This is a genomic window from Paenibacillus sp. JL3B1040 (assembly GCF_057063165.1).
Map to the genome: position 1 here is coordinate 1,187,865 of NZ_CM169317.1, position 23,874 is coordinate 1,211,738.

A 23,874-nucleotide genomic window follows, 5' to 3' on the forward strand; every position below is an offset into this window, starting at 1 on the left:
GCGCTCGCCTGGGTGCAGCGCATCCGGTGAAGGCGGGAGCGTCGTTCCGTGCGGGCGCCGGGCGGCAGAGACCGATCGGCGTGCGCGAGCGCTCGCCTGGGTGCAGCGCATCCGGTGAAGGCGGGAGCGTCGCCCCGCGCGGGCGCCGGGCGGCAGAGATCGACCGGCGTGCGCGAGCGATCGCCTGGGTGCAGCGCATCCGGTGAGTGGATATGGCGGCGTCCTTTTCACACTGGGTGCGGGAGGGCAATGTAGATTGCAGCCAAAGGAAATGTTGTTAAGGGGATGGGCGTAACGGACCCGAAAGACCCTATTTGCCGGAAAAGGCGTCAAATTTCCATTTAACGGACTGTAGAGACGTTATTGATTCGGAATGAGTCGGAACTATGCACGAAAACGCCAAATAAGGTCAACTGGGTCCGTTAAACTTTGAAAACAGAGCTTTTCGACGAAATAGCGGCGCTAGGGTCCGTTAGCGTTAGCGTGAGTATGAGCGTGAATATGAACGTTAGCGTAAGCATGAGCATGAGCATGAGCACGGGCATGAGCATGAGCACGAGCACGAGCACGAGCGCAAGCGTAAGCGTAAGGATAGGCTGGTGAACCTTACCTCACTCAACCTGGAAAGGAGGAAGAGCGACAGTGAATTTCAGCGAAGTGCCTGAACCGGCGATCGGGTTTGCACCGAAAACGTTTGTCTGCAAACGAGCTGCGGCCGGGCCGCTCGTGCTGGACGGGCGAATCGACAAGCCGTTCTGGGAAGCCGCCGCGTGGACCGATGACTTCGTCGATATCGAAGGCGATTTGCGGCCCAAGCCCGGCAAACGGACGCGGGCGAAGATGCTGTGGGATGACGAGTGTTTTTACGTGGCCGCCGAGATGGAGGAAGACGAAATTTGGGCGACGCTGACGGAACGGGACGCGGTGATTTTCCATGACAACGACTTTGAAATCTTCATCGATCCGGACGGCGACAGCCATCTGTACTACGAATTTGAAATCAACGCGCTGAACACGGTGTGGGATTTGCTGCTGGTTAAACCGTACCGGGACGGCGGGCCGCCGGTGAACGGCTGGGACATCCGCGGGCTGCGTACCGCGGTGCATATCGATGGCGAACTGAACAACCCGGCCGCGCAGAACCGCCTGTGGAGCGTCGAGGTTGCGCTGCCTTGGGCGGCGCTGCGCGAATGCGCGCCGGAGGGGCGTCCGCCGGCCGCCGGCGAGTTCTGGCGGGTGAACTTCTCCCGGGTGGAATGGCGGGTGGAAGTGCGGGATGGCCGGTACGTGAAGCAAATCGATCCCGCGACCGGGAAGCCTTATCCCGAGGACAACTGGGTTTGGTCCCCGCAGGGGATCGTGAACATGCATTACCCCGAGCTATGGGGTTACGTGGTTTTTGCGGACGAAGGCGCCGAAGAGGACGGCGGATCAACCGGGTTCCCGCTGCCGCAGGACGAATACGTCAAGTGGGACCTGCGCCGGCTGTATTATCGGCAGCGCAGCCATTACGCCCGCTTCGGCCGGTTTACCGCGGAGCTCGCCGAGCTCGTCGGCCCGGAAGAAGCGGGCACGTTCCGCATCCGGCCGAAGATCGAGGCGGCGGGCGGGAGATTTGAGATTTCCGCGGCCGCTTCGGACGGGAACGGGTATTTTTGGATTCGGGAAGACGGAAAGTTGGGGAAGGAGCGATCCTAGATGAGCGTGGAGACACCGGCGTTTTCGCTGAGCGAGCGGGACCAGGAACAGATTGAACGCAAATTTGCGGAGATTCGATTGCTGGGCCGGGGCCGGGAGAAGGAACTGTTTGGCGTTTTTGAGAGTCCGTTGACCGCCGAAGAATCGTGGGCCTTGAAATTCCTGTATGCGCATATGCCGCTGAGCGACCTGGCCGATTACGACGGTACGCTGTTTTTGGCCCATGTCCGCCAAGCGCTGGCAATCCGAAAGCGGGTGGCTTGGGGCGACCGGGTGCCGGATCATTTATTCCTGTATTTCGTGCTGCCGGCTCGGGTGAACACCGAGAATATCGAGGACTTTCGCGAGATCATCTTTGCGGAGCTGGGGCCGCGGGCGACGGGATGTTCGATGGCGGAGGCGATTCTCGAGGCGAATTACTGGTGCCATGAAAAAGCCACCTACATCGGCAGCGACTTGCGCACGCTGTCGCCGCTCGGGATGATCCGCAACGCGCGCGGCCGCTGCGGCGAGGAGTCGACGCTGGCGGTCGCGGCGCTGCGCAGCATCGGCATTCCGGCGCGGCAGTGCTACACGCCGCGTTGGGCGCATTGCGACGATAACCACGCCTGGGTCGAGGCTTGGGCCGACGGCAAATGGCATTACATCGGCGCCTGCGAGCCGGAAGCCCGCCTGGACCAGGGCTGGTTCAGCGGTCCGGCACGCCGGGCGATGCTGGTGCATACCCGCGTCCCGGCGACCTATCCCGGACCGGAGGAGATCACCGTGCAGGGCGATCCTTATGCGGAACTGAACCTGCTGGCGAATTATGCGCCGACCCGCACGATTGCCGTGGAAGTGCAGGAAACGGACGGCACGCCGGCGGCCGGAGCGAAGGTGCAGTTCCAGCTATACAACTACGCCGAGTTGTTCCCGCTGGTCGAGCTGGTGACGGATGAACGGGGCGAAGTCCGGTTCACGACCGGTTACGGCGATCTGATCGTCCGGGCCGTGCGGGATAGGGCCTGGGGCCAGCGAAAGATCCGGATTGCCGACGGCGACCGGTTCGAGGTCGTGTTGAGCGGAGCGTTGCCGGGTCAGCCCGGGCATGCCGAGGAGTTCGAGCTGGTGCCTCCGCCGGAGCTTGACGTTCCGGAAGCTGCACCGCTCTCCGCGGAGCAGTTGCGGCGACACGAGCAGCGGGTGGCCGAAGGGGCCGCCCTGCGCCGGGCTTATGAAGAGACGTTCCTGACGGAGGCCGAAGCGGAGCGGCTCGCCGCCCGGCTTGGGTTGCCGGCGGAGCGGGTGTGGAAATTGCTGGAGCCCGCTCGCGGCAACGGACGGGAGATCGCCGCTTTTCTGGAGGAAAGCGTCCCGGAACACGGCGAGTGGCCGCTGCTTCTGCTCGAAAGCCTGCGGGAGAAAGATTTGACCGACACGATGCGGGAGACGCTGGACGACCACTTGGCCGGATCGTTGCCTTGGAAGGATTCGTACGATCGGGAGCTGTTCGTATCGTACGTGATGTGCCCGCGCGTGTCGTTTGAGATGATCGGCCCATACCGGGAGGCGCTGCAGGCCCGCTTCACCGAAGCGGAGATCGCTTGTTATCAAGCGGATCCGTCCCGGATTGCCAGCCTGCTGAACGAAGGCTGGGAGCTGCGCGAGGGGCCGGGCAACCTGCGCGGGAAAGCAGGGCCGCTGGGTACGTTCCAACTGCGGGTTGCCGACAAAGGCTCGCTGGACATCTTGTTCGTCGCCTTATGCCGGAGCTTCGGCATTCCGGCAAGGCTGCATCCCAGTGAGCGGAAACCGCAGTATGCTGCGGGCGGAACGTGGGTGGACGCCGGAATCGGGCCGATGCGGGAAGAAGCAAGTGAGGGAGTCCGCCGCAACACCGGCCGGCTGCGGCTGCGCCGCGAAGCGGGAAACCGTAAGGATATGCCGGCCGCCTCGTACATGGAGAACTTCACCATCGCCCGGCTGGAAGGCGGGTTCTACAAAACGCTGCTGTATCCGCACGGCAAAACCGATGTGTACGATACGGCGTTTGAGGTGGAGCCGGGAGATTACCGGATCACTTCGGGGGTGCGCCTGAAAGACGGCACGGTGCTGGGCCGGCTGGCGTATTGCCGGGTCGACGGGCCAGCGGAAGCGGAAGTAACGCTCGCCTTTCCGGCCCCTTCGCGGCACCTCCCGGCGTACGGGATGCCCGATCCGCAAACCCCGCTGCGGCGAGCGGACGGGTCGCCGACGACGTTGGGCGCGCTTTGCCAAGTCGGCAGAGGCGCGATGATCGCCTGGCTGGATGCGGACCGGGAACCGTCGAAGCATTTGTTGCGCGAAACGGGCGAGCTCGCGGAAACGTTCGACGTCTTGGGCATCCCGGTCATCTTTGTCCTCGGCGGTGAGGAGGGTTCGCCGATTCCGGCTGTCCCGCACGCTGCCGCTGCCGGCTTGCCGGCGGGGACGGTGTTCGCGGGCGACCCCGGCCACTCGGCGCTCCGCCGGCTAACGGATGCCGGCATTCGGCTGGGAAGCGGGGGATTCCCGCATCTGTTCGCTCTGGACGGCGAGGGGATCATCCGTTATATGCAGTCCGGTTATAAACCGGGGAGCGGCAAGGAAGCGCTGCAAGTGCTAAGCGACCTATAAACGTCCAATCATCGACAAGCTTGCGCCGGAGGCCGCGCAGGCAAAGGGAGGAGCGCCAATGAGCCGGAAATACGTGGTGGCGGGATATATCAGCGACCGCCACCTCCCCGAACTGACGAGGGAGGATCTGCTGAAGCTGACCCATTTGAATATCGCTTTCGGTCATGTGAGAGATGACCGCATCGAAACGGGACATTTGCGTAATTTGGAGTTATTGCCCGGTTTGAAAAGAGATCATCCCGGTTTGACGGTCCTGTTGTCCGTCGGCGGCTGGAGCGCCGGCGGCTTCTCGGAAGCCGCTTCGACGGAGGCCGGCCGGCGGGCGATGGCCGAGTCGGCGGTCCGGGCGGTCGCGGAGCATGCTCTCGACGGGGTCGACCTGGATTGGGAATACCCCTGTTACGCCGAAGCGGGCATAGCGGCCAGTTCCGACGACAAAGCGAATTTTACGCTGCTGCTGCGCACGATGAGGGAGGCGCTGGACCGGCAAGGCGAACGGGACGGCCGCCGTTACGGGCTGACGATCGCCGCGGGTGCGGACCAATACTACATTGACGGTACGGAGATGGCCGAGGTCCAGCGTTACCTCGATTTCATTCAACTGATGACGTACGACATGCGCGGCGGCTTCCAGACGCTGACCGGCCACCACACCAATCTGTTCACGGGCACGGGCGACTTGTTTCGCATCAGCGTCGACGCTTCGGTTGGCCTGTTCGTCCGGGCCGGGGTGCCTAAGGAGAAAATTGTGATAGGCGCGGCGTTCTATTCGCGGATGTGGAAGGACGTGCCGAACATCAACCGCGGATTGTATCAAATGTCCCCCGGTCCGGGAGGGTACGGCCCGGACTTCACCGCACTGGCCGCCGAGTATATCGACCGCAACGGATTTGTCCGCTGCTGGGACGAGGAGGCGAAGGCGCCGTACCTGTTCGACGGCCAAACGTTTATCTCTTACGATGACGAGACGTCCATCAAGTGCAAATGCGAATACGTCAAGAAGCAAGAGCTGGCCGGGGTGATGTTCTGGGAATACGGCTGTGATCGGACGCATCGGCTCCTGGATGCGCTGCACCGGGGGTTAACCGAGCCGTAAGCGGAATTTGTAATCGTCCCGCGTAAAAAAGCCTCATGATTCGCCAAATCTCCTGAACCAAAGGGATAGCGACGCATGGGGCTTTTTTTCTGACAACAAATGTTCTAATTGTGCCGGGCCGGCCATAGATATAAATAGGGGCGTTTTTTGCCCGCTTCCACGGTACAACCTTCCGTATGCGAATTTTCACAGTTTCCTAGATTCTTTACCGCCGGAGGATCCGGAGGGGAGCCGGTCTTCGTCCAGCACGTCGTCCAACCGCTGCACCTCCTCGGAGAGGGCCTGCAGGGAAGCCTCGATTTTGCCCAGTTTATCACCGACGGTTTGCAGCACATATTTGATCAGAATGAAGCAAAGCGTGACCGGAAAACCAACATTGGCAACCAACGACACAATATCCGCAACCTGCATGATTGTTACCTCCTTGAACTTTTTTTGGGCCCTTCACCATATGGGGAAAAAAAGTTCGCCCAGGTACAACCAGAATATAGAAAAAATGTTATAATAATAATTACCTATATAATTATGGTTGTATAACCCCCCTAAAAATTTCCCTATACATAGAAGATGAAAATGAAAGGGGGAGGTAGTTTTGAAGGAACAACATACCGTGTACGAGCAATATCGGAAAGAAGTTTATCGAATCGCATGGAGGGTTCAATACAGAGCGAGAGTCGTAAGAAAACGGGAATGTTCATTCAATGGAGTCGAGCCGGCCGTAACCTGCTTCACCTCATCTTCTGATAACAAAATCGTTGTGAGACAGCTGATCAATGCGCTTCCTTCCACGACGGGCAAAACGATCATCTCCAAGATTTATCTGCAGGACAAAACCGAGAGGGAAGTCGCCCGCGAGTTGAATATGAGTCAGCAAGGGGTGAACAAATGGAAACGAAAGATGATCAAAGAATTGTCCCGGATGATGATGAGTTCCTGAATTTGCTGGAAAAAGCCAGGGAAAACGATCCCGAATCGACGTTAAAGCTCATCGAGCTGTTTAAAGGCGACATTGTGCATATAAGCAAGTTTATCCATATGTCCGAAGAGGACGCCGTTTCCGACATCATTCTCGAGTTTCTGGAGATGATCAAGAGGCGGGAAGAGGAATGAAAAAAAGTCGGTCAGGAATACCCTGATCGACTTTTTTTCATAAACCCGGTTGTAATCGGGCCGCCTGGATTTCCCTTATAGATGAATGCGGTAGAAGGCTTTACCGGATAAAAGCATTGAGCGAAGGAAGCGTTAAACGGATAGAGTTTCGCTTTCGCGAAAGAGCTCTCGAAACGCCCGCTGCGCGTATTCCGGATCCGCCAGTTTGTCTTGCACCGCAGTTTTCCAAGCGGCGCTACTTGCGGTAAAGGACGAGAACGTATCCGTGCGATACCAGGCCAGCAGGTCCTCGCGAGTCACGCGGTACGCCGCGGAACCCTCGTTGAAAATCACCGCCTCCAGGTTGTCGATATATGCGAATGCTGCCGTGGCGCTGTACAAATAAGCCCGGTCTCGGTCCGCTTCCGCCCTCGGCGCCGAAGAATCCAGATTAATCTGCACCGTGAACACGTCCGGATCGAGGGCAAAGGAGCGGATCGGTCCGATCGGCAGCGAGCCGAACAATCCGCCCACTTTGGACGCGTCGCCCATATACCGGGTTTGGAATTTCGCGGTGCGGGCGATGTCATGCGTCAACGGGTTTTGCTGCGCCTTCTCGTACCGCTCGATCCGCCGGTCCTGCCCGGGAAGTATAGCCCCCTCCACCAGAGCGAAAGCAAGCAGTCCGACCAGCAGCAAAACGGCAACGCCGATGTCAAGTTTCCACAGTCGCCGGCCCTTCATTCCCGTTCCTCCGCTTCATGCTTGGGAATCAGCCGCGTGGCCGCCTGAAACGCCAAAGGAATAAGGATGGTTACAAAAGGCTTCGCATAACTGAGGCCGACCATGGCAAATTGGTAGGGGCCGCCTATTTTGATCTGATATCCGAACCAGATGTTGCTCCCGAAATGCAGCGCCGTATTCGCCAGGATAGTGAGAAGAATGAACAACCCCCAAATCAGCCAGACGATTCGGCTGCGGCGCCGGGCATGGTTGAAATTCCGCGGAGCCGTTGCTGCGAGGCGGTCTTCCCGCCAGGCGGCTTTCAAGGCCAGATAAACAACGCCCAGCAGAAGCGCGAAGGCCAATAACGTAAAGCTAAGTAGCGAGCGTTCGAGGATACGCATAGGAATGGTGATTATCCACACGATCAACGCATAGAGCAGTACTTGCTGCAGCAGTTCCAGCCGATAGCGGTTGATGTAAATTTCCCGATGATCGTCGATCAGCCCGTCAATATGGGGCAAACTGGACACGGCGGCCTTGACCGCCTGTTCATAGTCCATTCCTCCCGCCATGAAGTCGGCGGCCTTAGCTTCCAGGTTGCCGGCAATCTCTTCCTTCAGCTCGCGGATGCGCGCTGTTGCCGGGTAGCCGGCGAATAAACGGTCCACGTGTTTTTGCAACGGATTCATGTTGTTGGTGATCCCTCCTGTTTTTCGATCAAAAGATCGATAAGCTCACGGGAAATTTTCCATGCCGATAGGTTGGTCCGGTAAACTTCGGTTCCCGCAGGGGTGATTTTGTAGTATTTGCGGCGTCCGCCTTGACTCTCTTCGCCCCAATACGACGCGATCAGCCGCTGAGCTTCCAGCCGCTTCAAGCTGGTGTACAGCGACGGCTCTTTCAACTCGTATCTTCCTTGGCTGATGACGGAAATGAATTTCATGATCTCATAGCCGTAATTATCTCCCTCCAACAGCACTCGAAGAATAATTGTATCGATGTGGCCGCGGATCAAATCCCGGCTGATGACGCTTTCGTTCATGGGTTCACCTCTTTGGATACAATGTAAGGCATATTACTATGTATGTCAAGGTAATCGTTTCGAAAAAAATAAATAGGCCCATGTTCCGCGGAAACACGGGCCTCGTTTCAATAGAGAAGCGCAGCTTTTCTAGTACTTCGTATTGCCGGACTCACTGGTGTTGCCGGAAGCAAAACCTTTGAACAAAGTAGGCACATTATGATATCGCGTATTTGTGATTTTGGCCGTACTTGACTTGCTGTCCGTTCTGAAAATCGAATCCTTCACATCGGAAATGTCCGATTGATCCAGCGTAAACACAACTTTATACGAAGTGCCGCCGTTTTGACGGGCTAATTTGCCGATATCGTTGGCCTTGAAATTTCGGATGTTGATCGTGCCTGCCGCATTGATTTGAAACACTTTGTCATAAGCTTTGTAGGCCCCGCCGCCGGTGATGTTGACCGTGCCGGAGGATTTAAGGGTCAGGGCGTCCTCGCCCACATCCAGCCAGGTGACGTTGCTGATGGTGCCGTTGCCGTGGACATGCACGCCATCGGCACCCGGGGCACCGATATAGACGTTTTTTAAGGTTGCGTTGTTTTCCAACTTGAATATGGGCTTTTGGTTTTCGGCCTGACTCCCGTCTCCCAGCGTATTCGGATTGGCAACATAAGTTTGGCCTTTCCCGTCAAACGTTTGTCCCGCTTTTACCAGAATCGTTTCGTTCACCACAATAGGAGACGCGGCTTCGGCCGGGGTGACTCCTGACAGCGCTACCAACATTACGCCGGACAAAATCAGTCCCAATACTTTCTTCAAATACGGATCTTCCCTTCATCCCAAATATTTTGGGTTCTATTTGTGGATAATTTGTGACATTGGGAAAAGGTGCGAGGGTTGTTGTAAGATAGATGAACCGGTAAAAGAGGAGGGAGTTACGTGAAAAGAAGCACCCCACCGTCATCTGAACCGAATCGGGCCATCCAACCCGGCGAACGGTTGACTTTCGGCTCGTATCCGCAGTCGGCTGACGGGAAAGAACGGCCCATCGAATGGCGGGTTCTCCAAAACACGGGCAGTGAGTTGTTCCTGTTGAGCGAAGCAATTTTGGAATGCAAGCGATATCACGGAAAGAGCGCGGATATTTCGTGGAGGGATGCGGTGGATACGACTTGGCGCGGCTGCGATTTGCGGCAGTGGTTGAACGAGGATTTTTACTCTACCGCTTTTTGCGCCGGAGACCGGGAGTTGATCAAGATCACGCATTGCGCGGATAATGGCGAGGGCAGCCCGGATACGGAGGATCACGTGTTTTTGCTTAGCGTGGCCGAGGTCAAGGCGTTTACGGCCGTCCTCGGCAAAACGTGGCTGCCCGCTGTCGGAACGGACTATGCCAAGTTGAAGAAACCTGACGGCTGCAGTCTCTATGTATACGACAAGAGTGAAAAGGAAAACTACGTCCTGCGTGACGGCAAGGAGGAGGGCTGCTCCTGGTGGTGGCTGCGTACACAGGGAAATAAGCCTTCAAGAGCCCATTTCATCGGCACGGGATGCAGCATCCGCAGCTATGCCAATGTCAGCCTGGCGCGTGACGGCGTGCGGCCGGCGATCAAGTTGATTTTGCGGTGAGGCAGCTTTGGGAATATTATGCCAATATCGAGCTTTTGCCGTATGGGCCCGGTGCCCCCGTACCCTTCCTAACGGAACGCAGTCAACTATAAAACGTACGTCGACCCCGCGATCGAACTACAACTTCATTTCTTCTTCAAATCTCTCGAAAAATGCCGATGGCTTTATGTGCATCGCCTTTAACAGTGACATGATCGTCAGTAAAGACGGGGCTTTCTCCCCGTTTTCTAACTCGCTTATATATGAACGATCGACACGGGAATACAAGCTTAATTCATCTTGTGTCATCTGATGTTCTTTTCGAAAATCCCGAAGAGCTCTTCCAAATGCGAGGAGTTCTTTGGGTTTTTTATGATTTTCCACAGTGAAAACCCCTTAGTTTGGTTGTCTATTAATTAGCTTATGATTTTCTTTAAGAGATTTTCCGTAGGCTATTGCCTACAAATACTAGAAAATGATAGAATACAAACACTGGAATATCCAAAAGACTCCGAATGGAGTGATTCCATTACTATGCCTCTTCATAATACCGTCTACTTAATAAAGCCCGGTTGTGAGTTATCCTGGAATTATATTAATCGAGCAGAAATGTTGTTTGAAAAAAGCCTGTACATTTCCGCAATACTACTTGGTGAGATGGCGATTACAGCTATGCTCCGGACAATTTGCTTAAGTCGGAAAGGAATTCTCGACCACGACTTAAATTGTTTTACCTTGGAGGACTTGATCAAGCTGATAGAGTGCGATACAGGGGTAGGACTCGATCAAGTCGTATTCATTCAATTGATTACTTACATTACCCGTGAAGAGAATATGTCATGTTTAAGCAAAATCAATCGAGAACAAGCAAATAAGATTCTTCTTAGAACTGAAGAAGTACTTTACGAATTGCAACTAATTGTTAATGTGCCTTTCGGGGACATAGATTGAGGAGAAGTGGGAAAGGATAAGCGGCCACTCCAGAGAGCATTCGTGATATTTTGAATTTAAATGAAGGGGAGCTCCAGGATGCATTCGCTTTTTGATTTGTTTCGAAGACTACGCTGACCAAGCACGTCATTGGTAATGAAACTAATAAGCCCTTCAAGGCCTAGTGGACATGTTTGTGATTATTACGTACGATATTGGAAAGAAGTGTGAAAGAAAGTTGTATGAAATTGCGTATGAATATCTGGATGGGGTGTTAGATTTGGTATTTGAATGCCACGATGTCTCGCCGAATTGTGGGGAATAATGCAGCGGACGAAAATTTTGTCGAATCACCCGAGAGCCTTGTGCCTCAAGGGCTGAAGGCCATTTTTGGAAGGAGTGTATTTTCCAAATTGGCGGTTCAATGCAAAATGTTCAATTCCCCTGACCCAGAAATGATGATATAGCAAGGCTTTTCGGCTGTAATAAATCGGGGTTTTATCTGAACGTAGTGGGATATAAAGTTGAATCGCGGAGTTGGTGGATAAATAGCGCAACAAAGTTTTATCTGAACGTAGTGGGATATAAAGAGAATCGTCCCGGCAGGAACAATCTTTTTGCCGTTGTTTTATCTGAACGTAGTGGGATATAAAGATCTTAAAAACCGTGACGAAGGTGACTTTTTTGACGGTTTTATCTGAACGTAGTGGGATATAAAGTAAAGAATCCGGAACAAAATACGTAATCGACGCGTTCGTTTTATCTGAACGTAGTGGGATATAAAGCAAATCGCACCGTCATTGTATCTCCCATATCGTCTTGTTTTATCTGAACGTAGTGGGATATAAAGATAGCCTCATACGCCCATGCCGGAGGTTCTTGATTGGTTTTATCTGAACGTAGTGGGATATAAAGCTGTACTGCCCGGGCCAGATTATCCGGCTGCTCCCGAGTTTTATCTGAACGTAGTGGGATATAAAGATTATCCTGGGAACAGTAGGAACCGCTGCATCGTTAGTTTTATCTGAACGTAGTGGGATATAAAGCTTCGAAGTAGCGGTCGAGTACGTCTTTCGATACCGCGTTTTATCTGAACGTAGTGGGATATAAAGTCAACTACATCGTACCGGCATCGGATATCTCGCTTATGTTTTATCTGAACGTAGTGGGATATAAAGTCGATTTGTCCTTAACGATTTGCTTCGTCCGGTCTTGGTTTTATCTGAACGTAGTGGGATATAAAGGGCTTTGCACCGAGCGAGTGGACGACGAAACGGATTCGTTTTATCTGAACGTAGTGGGATATAAAGCATCAAAGGCGCGAAGTAATCCGGAGGGAGGACGAGGTTTTATCTGAACGTAGTGGGATATAAAGCAATATACGATACCAGACGCGGCGGTATACGAATTTGGTTTTATCTGAACGTAGTGGGATATAAAGGACCGTACTCGATAACGGATGTATCGCGTAATGATTGTTTTATCTGAACGTAGTGGGATATAAAGTTATATATGCTGGCGGTCAGGTCGAGGTAACGGAGTAGTTTTATCTGAACGTAGTGGGATATAAAGGCCGCACGAGCGACATTTGCCGCGAGATGGACAACAGTTTTATCTGAACGTAGTGGGATATAAAGATATTTCTGTGCCAAGCGGCAAGCACACCGGCCGCAATGTTTTATCTGAACGTAGTGGGATATAAAGCCGTAAAGGTTGCCAGCGCCTCGTCGCCAGCGATGGCGTTTTATCTGAACGTAGTGGGATATAAAGTATAAGGACTCCTACGGGGTCCTTTTTCTATGCAAAGGTTTTATCTGAACGTAGTGGGATATAAAGCCAGGACAGTCATTACCGTATGCTTGTTCTTCGGTTAGTTTTATCTGAACGTAATGGGATATAAAGATAAGACGCAGAAGATTGTTTCAGTTTACGAAAACTTTTTATCTGAACGTAGTGGGATATAAAGAATCCAAGTGGGATATAAAGTTCCTTTGCGTGCATATGTGTCTCAAAGCGACCTGTAGTTTTATCTGAACGTAGTGGGAATAAAGCCTTGACGAATAAGTTCAATTACTACTCCGGCACCGGCCGTTTTTATTCAATATGAATACTATGGTATGTAAAGGGCTATGACACGCTCGCAATAGCGGGGAGATATTTTTTTGAACATGCTGGAATTTAAAGTATGTAAATGACCCGTTTTATCTTAATGCATGAAATGTAGTCTGCAGTATGTAATATCGCAATGCGCTATCGATCAATATACGTAAAAGTCCGCTATTCGCGGACTTCAAATTTGTATTGGTACATATCGCTTTCTAATCTAGTTGTTCTTGTTTCAATTTGATTGAATTGTTTTTCAATCTGATTAAATCGTTGATCGATTTGATCGAAGCCCTTTGATATTTGGGATTTGATTTCTTTTAAATCTTTGGCGATTTCTAACATCAATTCATTTAAAGCGTTTTTTTCAGGCATCTGACCACCTCCTATTTCGGATTTGGGATATTTTCGGAAAGTAATCATTTGAGCGATAAATCAAAATTTTATCATAATGAGTATCATAATTAATTTTATCAAATTAGCTTAGGGATGTTCAATTACACGTACGATATTTTTACGAACATGAACATATTGAACCACCTCAGCGCATTAACTAAAAATTCAGGTGCTGTTTTAATACTGATAGACCGACTGGGAGCATATAAATAAAACTAACCATCCATTATTAATAAATATTGCTGGATTCAAAAGCACGGGGCGTAAATGTAGTTGGAAGGAGGGTACCCGTGAAGGAAAAAAACATTGATATTATCATGGCGTTGATTATTTTTGCGATGTTTCTGTTGGGAATCAAGTTAATTCAGTAATAGACAGACTGCTTTTGTCTTTCTCAAAAGTAAAAGTTTTGAATCTGAACATTGGCGGGATATAAAATTATTCATTAATATTGACCAGATTATCTGAACCCTGCGGGAAAATCCAACATTTTTCCAAACTTGGTTGTCAAACAAAGTAGAACCATGTTAAGTTTAACCTGTAATCAGGGAAATTTATCCTATTTATTCGGGAGGGAGTGAGCCTTTGCGACTATCTGTGACTTACAGAGTAGGACGTATTCCGATCGATTATCGACTGGTCGTATTGTCATTATTGAAAGAAGCCCTACGTCTATCGGATGAGCAGTATTACAACAAGTTGTACGTGGACAATGCCGGTGGCATGAAGCCTTTTTCAACTGCGGTGTATCTGAAGGATTTTAGTTACTTGGAGCATGAGATCCGGCTTAGCAGCTTAACCATTACGATTTCCAGTTTTGATATGGAATTCATGCTGCACGTATTCAACGGTCTGCAGAGATTGAATGCCTATAAGACGGCTGGAGAAACATGGCGGCGGATAAGTGTGCAAATGCTTAGAGAAGCGCAGATTCAAGGACGCCAGGCTTATTTTTCTACCCTTTCACCGATTTTAATTGAAGACAAGCTGGGAAAGCCGGTTCATCCGGACGATCCGAGTTATGTCACAGAATTTGGCTATTATGCGGCTCTGCGGATTCAAGAATTATTCGGTCGAGAACCGCATGAGGCCATAAGGATCGAACCATTGTCCATGAAAAAGACGGTAATCCGGGAGAGCAACTCCGTTTTTCGCCGGCACTCCGACTCCGAAAATAACTATCTGTATTTCACGGCTTATCGAGGTCAATTGAAGCTGAGCGGCCATCCTGAGGATTTGCAGCTTCTATATCAGTCCGGCGTGGGGAAACGGGCTTCGCAATCGTTTGGATTGCTGGAGTACATTCGGGAGGAGTAATCGAGCATGACTATCTCAATAACGATCGAAGCCGAAGACTGGATGCTCTCCGCCGGTTTAATTGGGTTGACCCGATTGTTTGAAGAGGACCGGGACCGGATGTTAACCCACAGCGGTATTGTTTTGAGCGAAAAGCACGTTTTACAATTCCCGAAAAGGTACATTCATTGGATGATCCAAAATTTCAGCATCGTCCAACGCGACAGAAGACGGATGGAATGGTGGATTAATCAAGCGGACCGAGCGCAAGCAAGAACTCAAATCGAGCCTAATCAAGCGGCTGAAATGGATGCCAAAGTTAGGGAGGCCGCCAAAGAAATCCGCAAGCTCATGGCCGAACAGGCGAAAAAAGTAGAAAAGTACTTTAACAATTTGCCGGAATACAGCAAGCTGCTGGAAATTATAGAATCCTTAAGTGCCATAAATAAACATAACGAAGTGTTGAAAATCCATGAAAACGTGGATCTTTACGAAACGGTGATGTCCACTCCGGTCATTAACGAAAAATTGACATTAAATTACGTCAAGGCGTTAATTATGGGGCCTTTTTTCGGACAAACGTCCATCCTTCAGCCCACATTCAACGCCAAGTCTACTGAACAGCATATCGATCAACTGGATAAGGATTTTGCTGTTCCTGCGCTGCGAGAACTTCAACTATACGGGGAATTAAGCAAATCGCCCACCCAGTCCAACATTCTTGCATTACTGCAGGAGCATAGTGAAACTTATAAGCCCTTTAAAGACTGGCTAAGAACTGTCAAAAAAATAAAAAGCCCCGAAGAGATTCATCATTTCTTTAAGCAACAGCTACTTCCTTGTTCACTCATTGACGGCCTGCCTGCCACCCAATCTTTTGAAGAAATGACCTTTTCTCCTTTAGCTTTGTCCAAGAAAAATGCCGTGAACTTCAACTGGAACTTTAATAAAGGACTGCCGGTTCCCATCAGCGCGGTAGCACGCCTTATTCTGCTTGCTGTCCCTATCGGGCTCACGGTTTACAATCGCCGGTTGGGCACGGAACAATTCAACGAACATATACGTTTTTTTGGAATGGTGTTATCTCAGAAATCATTTATTGAAGTGGTCAAGGACAACGAACGCTATCGTACGTTGCGCAGCCAGGAAGGAAGCACCTTTGGAGAAGCAATCGTTGGCTTGTTGAACGAGTCCATAGATAAGGCAGCGAGAGTAAAAGAACCTGCTTATCTCTTCGTAGAACTGCATTCCGAGTATCAGGCCAAGAAAACGTTACTGGATTACTACCACATGCCGCCTTACCTTGCTGCGTTTCTGAGGAAATACGGTGAGACGCTTGAGTCCATTCATCATCACCATTTAAGGGAAGCTTTTTTACGCTCCGTTTTAAAAGGACTTGATCCTAAGGCATCTGTTTACGAATTGCTTAGAATATCAGTGGATCCCAAATTGAATATGAACGAGAAGGCTCGAATTGCTTCCAGCGCCTATCAAGCCGTCAGAGCGCGCAAACGTATCTTGCAGGCCAAGAAAGGAGAGAAGGAAATGACCAGCTATGATAAGAAAATCTATCATGTTTACAGCGAAGGGGTTAATCTTCGCAAGCGCTTGATCTCTACGCGTCCGACAGAGGAGGTGGAAGGCGAGGAATATCGAGCTACCGGTCGAAAAAAATTGGAGGGTTGGGCTTATCGGTTGCTGAATTCGGCCAAATCCAACAATAAAGCGGAGTTTATGGATACCGTCTTCCGCCTGTATTTAACTGCAAATACATCCGGCGCGCGCCAAAACGGTAGATATGGCAGCGTAGGCGTGTCCAGCATCTTTCTGGACGGTTTTAAACAAGAAGATGGTCTGGATTTTGATTCTATCGCCACTGCTTTTATCGCCGGATTGCTTGGTCAGGATTCTCCATCATCTCAATCTTCCGAGGAGGTAGCCATTAATGAGTAAAGCTCTGACTTTAACTGTTGTTTTTCGTGCAAACTCGCTGAACTATGGAGAAGGAATTGCGAATATTTCCGAGTTGAAAAAAATCCATCGCGGGAACGGAGACGTGCTGACCTTTGCTTCTCGGCAAAGCATTCGCTATGATATCGTTCGCCTCGGAAACGAGTGGTTTGACTGGAATTTACAAACCGTAGACAAAGCCAAAGGAACATTGCAATTCAGAGAAGATGTCAGTATTGCGGATTCGGTTGAAATGGATTTGTTCGGTTACCTCAAGACAGGGAAGAAATCGCAGAAGCGCCCTGCCGTCGCCCGCTTGTCTCATGCCGTATCTTTGGAGCCTTACCGTAGTGATATGGAGTTTTTAAATAACATGGGATTGGCCGAGCGGATTAATGAAACTCCCAATTTGGCGAATATTGAACAGCATGAAAGTTTCTATACCTATACAGTGACGGTTGATTTAGACCGAGTAGGCGTGGATCCAGCCGATAAGGACAATCCTGTGGAACTGGCGGCAGCGGAAAAAGCGGTGCGCTTGCATCAATTGCTGGATATCCTTAAACTGCTCAATCGTAATATTCGCGGCCGGCAGGAATCGCTTGCTCCTTTGTTTGTAATCGGCGGGGTATATCCTGTGGCAAATCCATTTTTCCTTGGCCGCATTATGCTCGAACCGCAAACCAAGGCTTGGAATCTTAATGTATCCGCCCTGGAAGATGTGGGCAAGACGACATTTGGCGGACAAGCGATGCAGACATTCACACGTATTGGCTTTGTATCCGGCGTTTTCCGCAATGATTCGCAATTTGAACAAGCGGCACCGGGTAGAACGGGGAGTGTTGAGGAGTTTTTTGCCGCGTTAAAAGATGAGATCGATGCTTACTATGGAGCAGCAGTGAAATGAATGCACTACGGCTTAAGTTGTATCAGCAAACGGCTTGTTACAAAAAGCCCTATGCCTTTAAAGTAGCGGAAACATACCCACTCCCTCCTCATTCGACCGTGAAGGGGATGGCGCATGCGATTCTGGAAGCGGGCGAACTGATTCCGATGCAGATTAGCATTCAGGGAAGTTACGATACGCTGGTTACGGATTACCAAACGCACTATTTTTTTAAGACGGAGAAAACGGATGAATTTGCATTAACTATGGATGGTTTGGGAATTGACAGGGAGTTTCAGGATATCACCACAATGCCGATCTACAGCCATATGCTTTATGACGTCAATTTGCTGATTCATATCCATGCCAAGGATGATGTGCTGGAACGACTGGAGCAACGCATTCATGAGGGGAATGTCCATTTGAGCCTCGGCCGGTGGGAGGATTTGGTGCGAGTTGATGCATGTGAACGGGTCGAGTTAGTTAACACAGAGGATGAACTCATTCTTCAACAGAATGCGTTTGTGCCGATTGGATTGTTGGGCCCTACCGAGCACTTTCCCTATCGCTTGAACTGGACTTATCGCATTGTGGATGGGGTTCGTGTATGGGATAAACTGCATGTTGGTTACGTACAAGCAGGCTCGTCCATTTATAACGAAGATGACGGTTTGCTGATTGACCAAGATGGATATGGCGTGTTTTTTGCGCAACCAAGTTAAAACATCAAGCAGCCGGAAGGAGGGGGCCGATCTATGACGGGTTCCCTCTTTTTGCTTCGAAAGGAGTCATGGATAAAGATGATATTTTATGCTAAATCAACACCGCCTTTGCCGGAAACAGAGACAATACAGCAGCATACTAATGCGTTGATTGCATGCTATCATCAGCTTAAAAATGGGTACGGGAATGTTTTGCGGATGAGCGACCGGGATTGGCAATTGCTTTATTGGGCTGTTTTGTATCATGATGTCGGCAAATATGATGCGGTGTTCCAAAATAAAATTAGGCGTGCTTTGAAGCAACAGCCTGTGGAGACGCAATGCGACGTTGACGTGAGGCATAATTATGTTTCCGTTATGGCACTTCCTTTCAAAAAACTTGGGCTAAGCGATGACGAAAAGTATATCCTTGCCCAAGCGGTAGGATATCACCACGAAAGAAACGATAACATTGTAAATCAAGAAGTTGCCGCTATCTATAAGCAGCATATCCTGCCCCATCGTAATCAAATCGAACAAGAATTGGGCATTGAACTGGATGACAAATGTATTAGTCAAAAGCTGCATTACCTCTCTCATACAAAACGGATCCGGGAAGATGGAGGGGATGTATTTCTTCGCTATGTATTAATCAAAGGATTGCTTCATCGCCTCGATCACGCCGCATCGGCCCATGTCCCTGTTGAATTGGCTGTAGATATACATGTGGGAGAATATGTGGACAGGTTTATTCGGACAAATTTTGGAGGCAAAAAGAATGAACTGCAGCAATTTACGGAGCGGCACCGGGATCAGCATGTCGTTGTCGTGGCCCAGACGGGAATGGGCAAAACGGAAGCCGGATTATTGTGGCTTGGCTCTTCCAAAGGATTCTTCACCTTGCCGCTAAGAGTAAGTATTAATGCAATGTACAAGCGTATCACGGATAAGGAAAAGATCGGATTTTCACGTTCATCCAGTTCCGAAGGAGGCGAGGAGGCAGTGGGCTTGCTCCACTCGACCAGCCTAGATTATTTATATGAGAAGTCGGAAACGAATGACGATGACATCCTTGAGAAAATCCATTCCCAATCCAGAGAATATGCCAATAAGTTGGTCATTTCTACGATCGATCAAATTTTGAAGTTTCCCTTCTTTTATTTGGGGTTTGAAAAGGAATATGCGACAGTCGCTTCGGCGAAAGTCATTATCGATGAGCTTCAAGCTTATAATCCGCGCATTGCGGCGTTGATCGTAAGGGCACTAGTTCAGATTAACCGAATCGGCGGATCTTTTATGATCATGACGGCTACCCTGCCGGATTTCTATTATAAAGCTTTGATCAAAAAATTGGGGAAGCCCAGGTTGCCTGTAGCATGCGGAGAATTTATCGACGATAATGTTGTTCGCCATCATGTCCGGCTGAGTCCGAAGTCTATTTTAGATGAGAGTGTATTAGAACAAATTACCGATGAGGGGAAGTACTCAAAAGTTCTGGTTATCTGCAATACGGTTAGGCGGGCAAGGGAAGTGTATAAATCGCTGAAATCGCTGACAGAACAAGTTCAATTGCTACATTCCAAGTTTATAAAAAAAGACAGGGATCTAAAGGAAGCTGCAATACTGGATTTTGCCGAAGGGACCGAGAATGGAATTTGGGTGACGACGCAATTGGTTGAAGCTAGTCTGGACATTGACTTTGATCGTTTGCATACGGAGATGTCGACGTTGGACAGCCAGTTTCAGCGTTATGGGCGTTGCAACCGTAAGGGCATAAAGCCTGTAGATGAAGTGAACATACATGTGTATACCGGGGATGTATCCGGAGTAAGACTCGGCAAAAGGTCAGTGTATCACGATGATATTTATAACCGGAGTCTGGAATTGTTCGCTCAGCATGAATCCGGAATTTTGCTGGAGTCGGACAAACAAAAGATGATTCGCGCTCTTTATGATGAAGAGGCCTTGAAAGATTCCAGTTTCAAGGATGAATTCGATAAAACTATGACAGAATTGGAGAATCGTCCGATGTATGAAGATTTTAGCAAGTCGGATGCCCAACAGCTTCTGCGGGATATTCGGGAGGTACAAGCGATTCCGGATGGCTATCGTGGAACTAAGGAAATCGAGGAAGCTTTGGAAGTTTGGAAGAAGGCTAAAGATAAACGAACGAAGCGTAAAGCACGGAGAACGATTGAGAAATATACCGTTGGAGTGAATTATTATATGGCGGAACATAAAAAACTGCTTGCCCCCTTCCCGCTGATTAAAGGCCTGTATTACGTGAACGCCGAGTATAGTGAGGAAATCGGACTAGATATGCAAGCCGTTACATCTCCGTTGTTTATGTAAGAAGGGGGTTCGCCAATGTCTATTCGTGGGATAGAAATGCACTATTATGCCGTTTGCAAGCGTAAATTGTGGTTATTTCATCGAGGAATCGGTTTTGAACAGCAGCACGACCGGGTAGAGGAAGGAAAAATTCTTCACGAACATGCTTATGCCAAATTGGATAAGGAGATCAATATCGATGATTTGGCAGTGATGGACGCCGTAGATGGAGAATACGTCAGAGAAGTCAAAATAAGCAGCCGCATGGAAAAGGCGGATCGTTTGCAGATGCTCTATTATCTTTTTTTGCTAAGAGAACGCGGGATAGAGAAGAAGGGATTGTTGAGTTACCCCAAAGAAAAGAAAACGACCGAAGTTGTATTAGGGCTTGATGAAACACTGGAGGTTCGTTCTGCCATGGAGGGCGTGAATGAGGTGCTGCAAGGCGAACTTCCGCATTACCAAAAATTGAAATACTGTTCCAAGTGCGCCTACCAAGATTTTTGTGAAGCGGGAGAGGGGGAAGAGGAATGAGCAGGGATGTGTTTATCTTCTCGACAGGTAAGCTGCATCGCAAGCATAATACGTTGTATTTTACGGATGAGGAAGGAAAGTCTAGTCCACTGCCCGTTGAACAGACAGAGAATTTGCATCTATTCGGAAATGTAGATTTCAATACCTCCCTTCTGCATATTTTAACCCAGCATGATGTACGTTTACATGTTTATAACCATTATGGATATTACGATGGCACCTATTATCCGCGGAATTCCCGGGTGTCCGGCTATACGGTGATCCGCCAAAGCGAGCATTATTTGGATATGAATAAAAGGCTGGTACTGGCCAAGTCTTTTATACAGGGCGGAGTTCATCATATGGTCAGAAATTTGCGGAAAGCAGGTGATGAAGCCAAGCCATACATGGATACTATTCAATCCAAAGTGGCTCTACTTGAAAACGCCTCTAATATTCCGTCCGTGATGGGGGTTGAAGGACAGTGTCGTCAAGTATACTATCAGGCGTTTCCTTTGTTAGCCAAAAATAGTAGTTTTACTTGGGAGAGCCGCAGCAAACGCCCGCCTCGCGATCCGCTGAATGCATTGATTTCTTTTGGGAATGGACTAATGTACACTTCGGTCGTGTCGGAGCTGTATAAAACGATGTTGGACCCGGCGATCAGTTACTTGCATGAGCCTTCAAGCAAGCGTTTTTCGCTTAGCTTGGATATTGCGGAAATTTTCAAGCCTTTTTTGATTGATCCGCTTATTTTTAGTTTGGTAAATAATCGACGGATTCAAGCCAAGCATTTTGACGATCGAGATGGGATCGTATACTTAACTGAAGAAGGACGAAAAACATTTCTGGCTGCTTATGATGAAAAAATGAAGACCACGTTTAAACACCGGAAATTGAAGCGCAATGTGACTTATCGCTATTTGATTCGCCTGGAAGCCTATAAGCTAATCAAGCACGTTATTGGTGATGAAACCTACAAACCTTTTAAGGCTTGGTGGTAGACATGTTTGTCATTATTACGTACGATATTGGAGAGAAACGCGTAGGCAAAGTTTGCAAAAAATTGCGAGAATACCTGGATTGGACACAAAATTCGGTGTTTGAAGGCGAGATCACTAAAGGAAAATTAACGCGTTGTCTAGCCGAACTGCGGGCAATGATGGAGGATGAAGATTCGATTTATCTGTACAAAGTCGAGAATCCCAAGGCTATCGTGAAAGAGGTTATCGGAGAAGATCGATCTTTCGATAAGCTATTCCTTTGAAGTGTACAGTTGAGAAGATGGCACTACTGATAAAAATGCAGCGAACGAAAATTTTGTCGAATCACCCGAGGGCCTTGTGCCTCAAGGGCTGAAGGCCATTTTTGGAAGGAATGTATTTTCCAAATTGGCGGTTCAATGCAAAATGTTCAATTCCCCTAACCCAGAAATGCTGATATAGCAAAGCTTTTCGGCTACAAAAAATCGGGGTTTTATCTGAACGTAGTGGGATATAAAGACCATAAAGCCGGGAGATAAGGAAGAAAAGTTCTTCGTTTTATCTGAACGTAGTGGGATATAAAGTTAGCAGGAACGGAGTATCAGATATATGAGTAAGGTGTTTTATCTGAACGTAGTGGGATATAAAGACGAAAGATTTAAAGAGCTGGTTTTCGAGCGCTCCGTTTTATCTGAACGTAGTGGGATATAAAGGCCATTACACTATAGCGATATTTTTCAGTAGTCTCGTTTTATCTGAACGTAGTGGGATATAAAGTGGAATGGCATCGTCAAATACCAAACGGTCAACCTTGTTTTATCTGAACGTAGTGGGATATAAAGCTGGTCTGTACCTGTTAGGGTCTCGGTGTGTTCAGAGTTTTATCTGAACGTAGTGGGATATAAAGTTGATTCCAGTCTTTCTTTTATATAGGCCTGGATGTGTTTTATCTGAACGTAGTGGGATATAAAGGTGTGTTATGCGGGGGCAAATATAGTGCCGGCATAGTTTTATCTGAACGTAGTGGGATATAAAGCTTAGAGAGTATTCTTGCAGAATTACGCGCCCCTTCGTTTTATCTGAACGTAGTGGGATATAAAGCCTTATTGTTACCTCTTGGACCACCCGGGCCACCCTTGTTTTATCTGAACGTAGTGGGATATAAAGCACTTTAAGGACATGACATGGTTTACGCCCGAAAGCGGTTTTATCTGAACGTAGTGGGATATAAAGTTCTTCACCCTTGACGATGAAGGAAACACGGGGATGTTTTATCTGAACGTAGTGGGATATAAAGATGTTTCTATAAGAACTACATTTTCGCCGAATTTGGTTTTATCTGAACGTAGTGGGATATAAAGTGAATAAATATCAATTGTATTCACTTGTATCACCTCGTTTTATCTGAACGTAGTGGGATATAAAGTTCTTTACAAAACCGGTAGACCTCATTAGTAAAGTGGCGTTTTATCTGAACGTAGTGGGATATAAAGTTATATAGTAGAAAAGCGTCGTCGAACGCGGATAGCCGTTTTATCTGAACGTAGTGGGATATAAAGTGATTCGTCGTCCCCGCCGTTTATGTAGGTCTCCCCGTTTTATCTGAACGTAGTGGGATATAAAGTTTGCTCAGGCGTTCCCGCGTACACTACCTCAATTGTTTTATCTGAACGTAGTGGGATATAAAGGTTTGATTCAAGCAGGCCGTACTTCTTGGCCAACCAGTTTTATCTGAACGTAGTGGGATATAAAGATTCTTAAATCGATGTATGTGCCGATTCCTAATCTTGTTTTATCTGAACGTAGTGGGATATAAAGTCGTTTCGACCGAATATGCTTAACGAAGTGGTGGCCGGTTTTATCTGAACGTAGTGGGATATAAAGCACATCGGGCATTCGTGTTCAATGCT

General features: G+C 49.1%; 22 protein-coding genes and 2 CRISPR repeat arrays (1 of these 24 cut by a window edge). Of the genes, 15 read left to right on the plus strand and 7 right to left on the minus strand.

The genetic code is table 11. The features are described from left to right. Positions 1 to 642 precede the first annotated feature (642 nt). The 3 genes from ACZF99_RS05170 to ACZF99_RS05180 are packed head-to-tail and all read left to right on the plus strand — an operon-like array spanning position 643 to position 5,428. Positions 643 to 1,698: a carbohydrate-binding family 9-like protein gene (locus ACZF99_RS05170; RefSeq protein ID WP_483609628.1), complete on the plus strand. Its 1,056-nt coding sequence runs from the start codon at positions 643 to 645 to the stop codon at positions 1,696 to 1,698. Continuing rightward, entirely contained in the window at positions 1,699 to 4,332 is a 2,634-nt protein-coding gene (locus tag ACZF99_RS05175; RefSeq protein WP_483609630.1) for a transglutaminase-like domain-containing protein, read from the plus strand. Between the two features lie 58 nt (positions 4,333 to 4,390). Beyond that, on the plus strand, positions 4,391 to 5,428 hold the full coding sequence (locus ACZF99_RS05180) for a glycoside hydrolase family 18 protein (protein WP_483609632.1): 1,038 nt from the start codon (positions 4,391 to 4,393) through the stop codon (positions 5,426 to 5,428). A 186-nt stretch (positions 5,429 to 5,614) separates the two neighbouring features. Here the strand turns inward: ACZF99_RS05180 and ACZF99_RS05185 are convergent, their stop codons facing one another. Further along, positions 5,615 to 5,839, minus strand: a complete 225-nt coding sequence (locus ACZF99_RS05185) for a hypothetical protein (RefSeq protein WP_483609634.1) — start codon at positions 5,837 to 5,839, stop codon at positions 5,615 to 5,617. A gap of 181 nt (positions 5,840 to 6,020) precedes the next feature. On the opposite strand from ACZF99_RS05185, the gene ACZF99_RS05190 reads away from it, so the two are divergent. Then, positions 6,021 to 6,365 (plus strand): DUF1492 domain-containing protein, encoded by a 345-nt coding sequence (locus ACZF99_RS05190; RefSeq protein ID WP_068787158.1) that lies wholly within the window; start codon positions 6,021 to 6,023, stop codon positions 6,363 to 6,365. Between the two features lie 2 nt (positions 6,366 to 6,367). Continuing rightward, positions 6,368 to 6,538, plus strand: coding sequence for a hypothetical protein (locus ACZF99_RS05195; RefSeq protein ID WP_483609637.1), 171 nt, complete (start codon positions 6,368 to 6,370; stop codon positions 6,536 to 6,538). Between the two features lie 132 nt (positions 6,539 to 6,670). Here ACZF99_RS05195 and ACZF99_RS05200 read toward each other — a convergent pair whose 3' ends face one another. From ACZF99_RS05200 to ACZF99_RS05215, 4 genes are all read right to left on the minus strand, one after another. Further along, a complete protein-coding gene (locus tag ACZF99_RS05200) occupies positions 6,671 to 7,261 on the minus strand; it encodes a DUF4825 domain-containing protein (RefSeq protein WP_483609639.1) in 591 nt (196 codons plus the stop codon). Continuing rightward, on the minus strand, positions 7,258 to 7,932 hold the full coding sequence (locus tag ACZF99_RS05205) for a permease prefix domain 1-containing protein (RefSeq protein ID WP_483609641.1): 675 nt from the start codon (positions 7,930 to 7,932) through the stop codon (positions 7,258 to 7,260). Before ACZF99_RS05205 ends, ACZF99_RS05200 begins: the two co-directional genes overlap by 4 nt. Beyond that, positions 7,929 to 8,285 (minus strand): PadR family transcriptional regulator, encoded by a 357-nt coding sequence (locus ACZF99_RS05210; RefSeq protein ID WP_483609643.1) that lies wholly within the window; start codon positions 8,283 to 8,285, stop codon positions 7,929 to 7,931. Before ACZF99_RS05210 ends, ACZF99_RS05205 begins: the two co-directional genes overlap by 4 nt. Before the next feature lie 129 nt (positions 8,286 to 8,414). Continuing rightward, positions 8,415 to 9,086: a pectate lyase gene (locus ACZF99_RS05215; protein WP_483609645.1), complete on the minus strand. Its 672-nt coding sequence runs from the start codon at positions 9,084 to 9,086 to the stop codon at positions 8,415 to 8,417. 120 nt (positions 9,087 to 9,206) lie between these two features. Here ACZF99_RS05215 and ACZF99_RS05220 point away from each other — a divergent pair, with 120 nt between their 5' ends. Then, complete coding sequence (locus ACZF99_RS05220; protein WP_483609647.1) at positions 9,207 to 9,896, plus strand: DUF6273 domain-containing protein; 690 nt, start codon at positions 9,207 to 9,209, stop codon at positions 9,894 to 9,896. Positions 9,897 to 10,013: 117 nt separating this feature from the next. Here the strand turns inward: ACZF99_RS05220 and ACZF99_RS05225 are convergent, their stop codons facing one another. Continuing rightward, complete coding sequence (locus ACZF99_RS05225; protein ID WP_483609648.1) at positions 10,014 to 10,259, minus strand: helix-turn-helix domain-containing protein; 246 nt, start codon at positions 10,257 to 10,259, stop codon at positions 10,014 to 10,016. A 351-nt stretch (positions 10,260 to 10,610) separates the two neighbouring features. Between ACZF99_RS05225 and ACZF99_RS05230 the strand changes: the two genes are divergently transcribed. Next, positions 10,611 to 10,826: a hypothetical protein gene (locus ACZF99_RS05230; protein ID WP_483609650.1), complete on the plus strand. Its 216-nt coding sequence runs from the start codon at positions 10,611 to 10,613 to the stop codon at positions 10,824 to 10,826. A gap of 474 nt (positions 10,827 to 11,300) precedes the next feature. After that, positions 11,301 to 12,857: direct repeats of the CRISPR family, unit length 29 nt; unit sequence GTTTTATCTGAACGTAGTGGGATATAAAG. A 225-nt stretch (positions 12,858 to 13,082) separates the two neighbouring features. On the opposite strand, the gene ACZF99_RS05235 is transcribed toward ACZF99_RS05230, so the two are convergent. Further along, positions 13,083 to 13,283 (minus strand): hypothetical protein, encoded by a 201-nt coding sequence (locus tag ACZF99_RS05235; RefSeq protein ID WP_483609652.1) that lies wholly within the window; start codon positions 13,281 to 13,283, stop codon positions 13,083 to 13,085. Between the two features lie 618 nt (positions 13,284 to 13,901). On the opposite strand from ACZF99_RS05235, the gene cas6 reads away from it, so the two are divergent. Genes cas6 through cas2 form a run of 8 tightly spaced genes read left to right on the plus strand, consistent with a single transcriptional unit; the run spans position 13,902 to position 22,248 of the window. After that, entirely contained in the window at positions 13,902 to 14,621 is a 720-nt protein-coding gene (cas6, locus tag ACZF99_RS05240) for a CRISPR-associated endoribonuclease Cas6 (RefSeq protein ID WP_483609654.1), read from the plus strand. A gap of 6 nt (positions 14,622 to 14,627) precedes the next feature. Then, complete coding sequence (cas8a1, locus tag ACZF99_RS05245) at positions 14,628 to 16,553, plus strand: type I-B CRISPR-associated protein Cas8b1/Cst1 (protein WP_483609656.1); 1,926 nt, start codon at positions 14,628 to 14,630, stop codon at positions 16,551 to 16,553. Next, positions 16,546 to 17,457, plus strand: a complete 912-nt coding sequence (gene cas7i / locus ACZF99_RS05250) for a type I-B CRISPR-associated protein Cas7/Cst2/DevR (protein WP_483609658.1) — start codon at positions 16,546 to 16,548, stop codon at positions 17,455 to 17,457. Before cas8a1 ends, cas7i begins: the two co-directional genes overlap by 8 nt. Further along, complete coding sequence (gene cas5b, locus ACZF99_RS05255; RefSeq protein WP_483609660.1) at positions 17,454 to 18,158, plus strand: type I-B CRISPR-associated protein Cas5b; 705 nt, start codon at positions 17,454 to 17,456, stop codon at positions 18,156 to 18,158. Before cas7i ends, cas5b begins: the two co-directional genes overlap by 4 nt. Before the next feature lie 33 nt (positions 18,159 to 18,191). Next, positions 18,192 to 20,489, plus strand: a complete 2,298-nt coding sequence (gene cas3 / locus ACZF99_RS05260; RefSeq protein ID WP_483609662.1) for a CRISPR-associated helicase Cas3' — start codon at positions 18,192 to 18,194, stop codon at positions 20,487 to 20,489. 15 nt (positions 20,490 to 20,504) lie between these two features. Next, on the plus strand, positions 20,505 to 21,002 hold the full coding sequence (gene cas4 / locus ACZF99_RS05265; protein WP_483609664.1) for a CRISPR-associated protein Cas4: 498 nt from the start codon (positions 20,505 to 20,507) through the stop codon (positions 21,000 to 21,002). Further along, a complete protein-coding gene (cas1b, locus tag ACZF99_RS05270) occupies positions 20,999 to 21,985 on the plus strand; it encodes a type I-B CRISPR-associated endonuclease Cas1b (protein ID WP_483609666.1) in 987 nt (328 codons plus the stop codon). The genes cas4 and cas1b overlap by 4 nt, the downstream gene beginning before the upstream one ends. Positions 21,986 to 21,987: 2 nt before the next feature. Beyond that, positions 21,988 to 22,248, plus strand: a complete 261-nt coding sequence (gene cas2, locus ACZF99_RS05275; RefSeq protein WP_483609668.1) for a CRISPR-associated endonuclease Cas2 — start codon at positions 21,988 to 21,990, stop codon at positions 22,246 to 22,248. Positions 22,249 to 22,454: 206 nt separating this feature from the next. After that, a CRISPR array of direct repeats spans positions 22,455 to 23,874; the repeat unit is 29 nt; unit sequence GTTTTATCTGAACGTAGTGGGATATAAAG (it continues 1,411 nt past the right edge of the window).

What these genes read in the sequence shown, in the direction of transcription:
- ACZF99_RS05175 (WP_483609630.1), top strand. Translation starts at nt 1,699, where the DNA reads ATGAGCGTGGAGACACCGGCGTTTTCGCTGAGCGAGCGGGACCAGGAA.
- ACZF99_RS05180 (WP_483609632.1), top strand. Translation starts at nt 4,391, where the DNA reads ATGAGCCGGAAATACGTGGTGGCGGGATATATCAGCGACCGCCACCTC.
- ACZF99_RS05185 (WP_483609634.1), bottom strand. Translation starts at nt 5,839, where the DNA reads ATGCAGGTTGCGGATATTGTGTCGTTGGTTGCCAATGTTGGTTTTCCG.
- ACZF99_RS05200 (WP_483609639.1), bottom strand. Translation starts at nt 7,261, where the DNA reads ATGAAGGGCCGGCGACTGTGGAAACTTGACATCGGCGTTGCCGTTTTG.
- ACZF99_RS05205 (WP_483609641.1), bottom strand. Translation starts at nt 7,932, where the DNA reads ATGAATCCGTTGCAAAAACACGTGGACCGTTTATTCGCCGGCTACCCG.
- ACZF99_RS05210 (WP_483609643.1), bottom strand. Translation starts at nt 8,285, where the DNA reads ATGAACGAAAGCGTCATCAGCCGGGATTTGATCCGCGGCCACATCGAT.
- ACZF99_RS05235 (WP_483609652.1), bottom strand. Translation starts at nt 13,283, where the DNA reads ATGCCTGAAAAAAACGCTTTAAATGAATTGATGTTAGAAATCGCCAAA.
- cas8a1 (WP_483609656.1), top strand. Translation starts at nt 14,628, where the DNA reads ATGACTATCTCAATAACGATCGAAGCCGAAGACTGGATGCTCTCCGCC.
- cas7i (WP_483609658.1), top strand. Translation starts at nt 16,546, where the DNA reads ATGAGTAAAGCTCTGACTTTAACTGTTGTTTTTCGTGCAAACTCGCTG.
- cas5b (WP_483609660.1), top strand. Translation starts at nt 17,454, where the DNA reads ATGAATGCACTACGGCTTAAGTTGTATCAGCAAACGGCTTGTTACAAA.
- cas3 (WP_483609662.1), top strand. Translation starts at nt 18,192, where the DNA reads ATGACGGGTTCCCTCTTTTTGCTTCGAAAGGAGTCATGGATAAAGATG.
- cas4 (WP_483609664.1), top strand. Translation starts at nt 20,505, where the DNA reads ATGTCTATTCGTGGGATAGAAATGCACTATTATGCCGTTTGCAAGCGT.
- cas1b (WP_483609666.1), top strand. Translation starts at nt 20,999, where the DNA reads ATGAGCAGGGATGTGTTTATCTTCTCGACAGGTAAGCTGCATCGCAAG.
- cas2 (WP_483609668.1), top strand. Translation starts at nt 21,988, where the DNA reads ATGTTTGTCATTATTACGTACGATATTGGAGAGAAACGCGTAGGCAAA.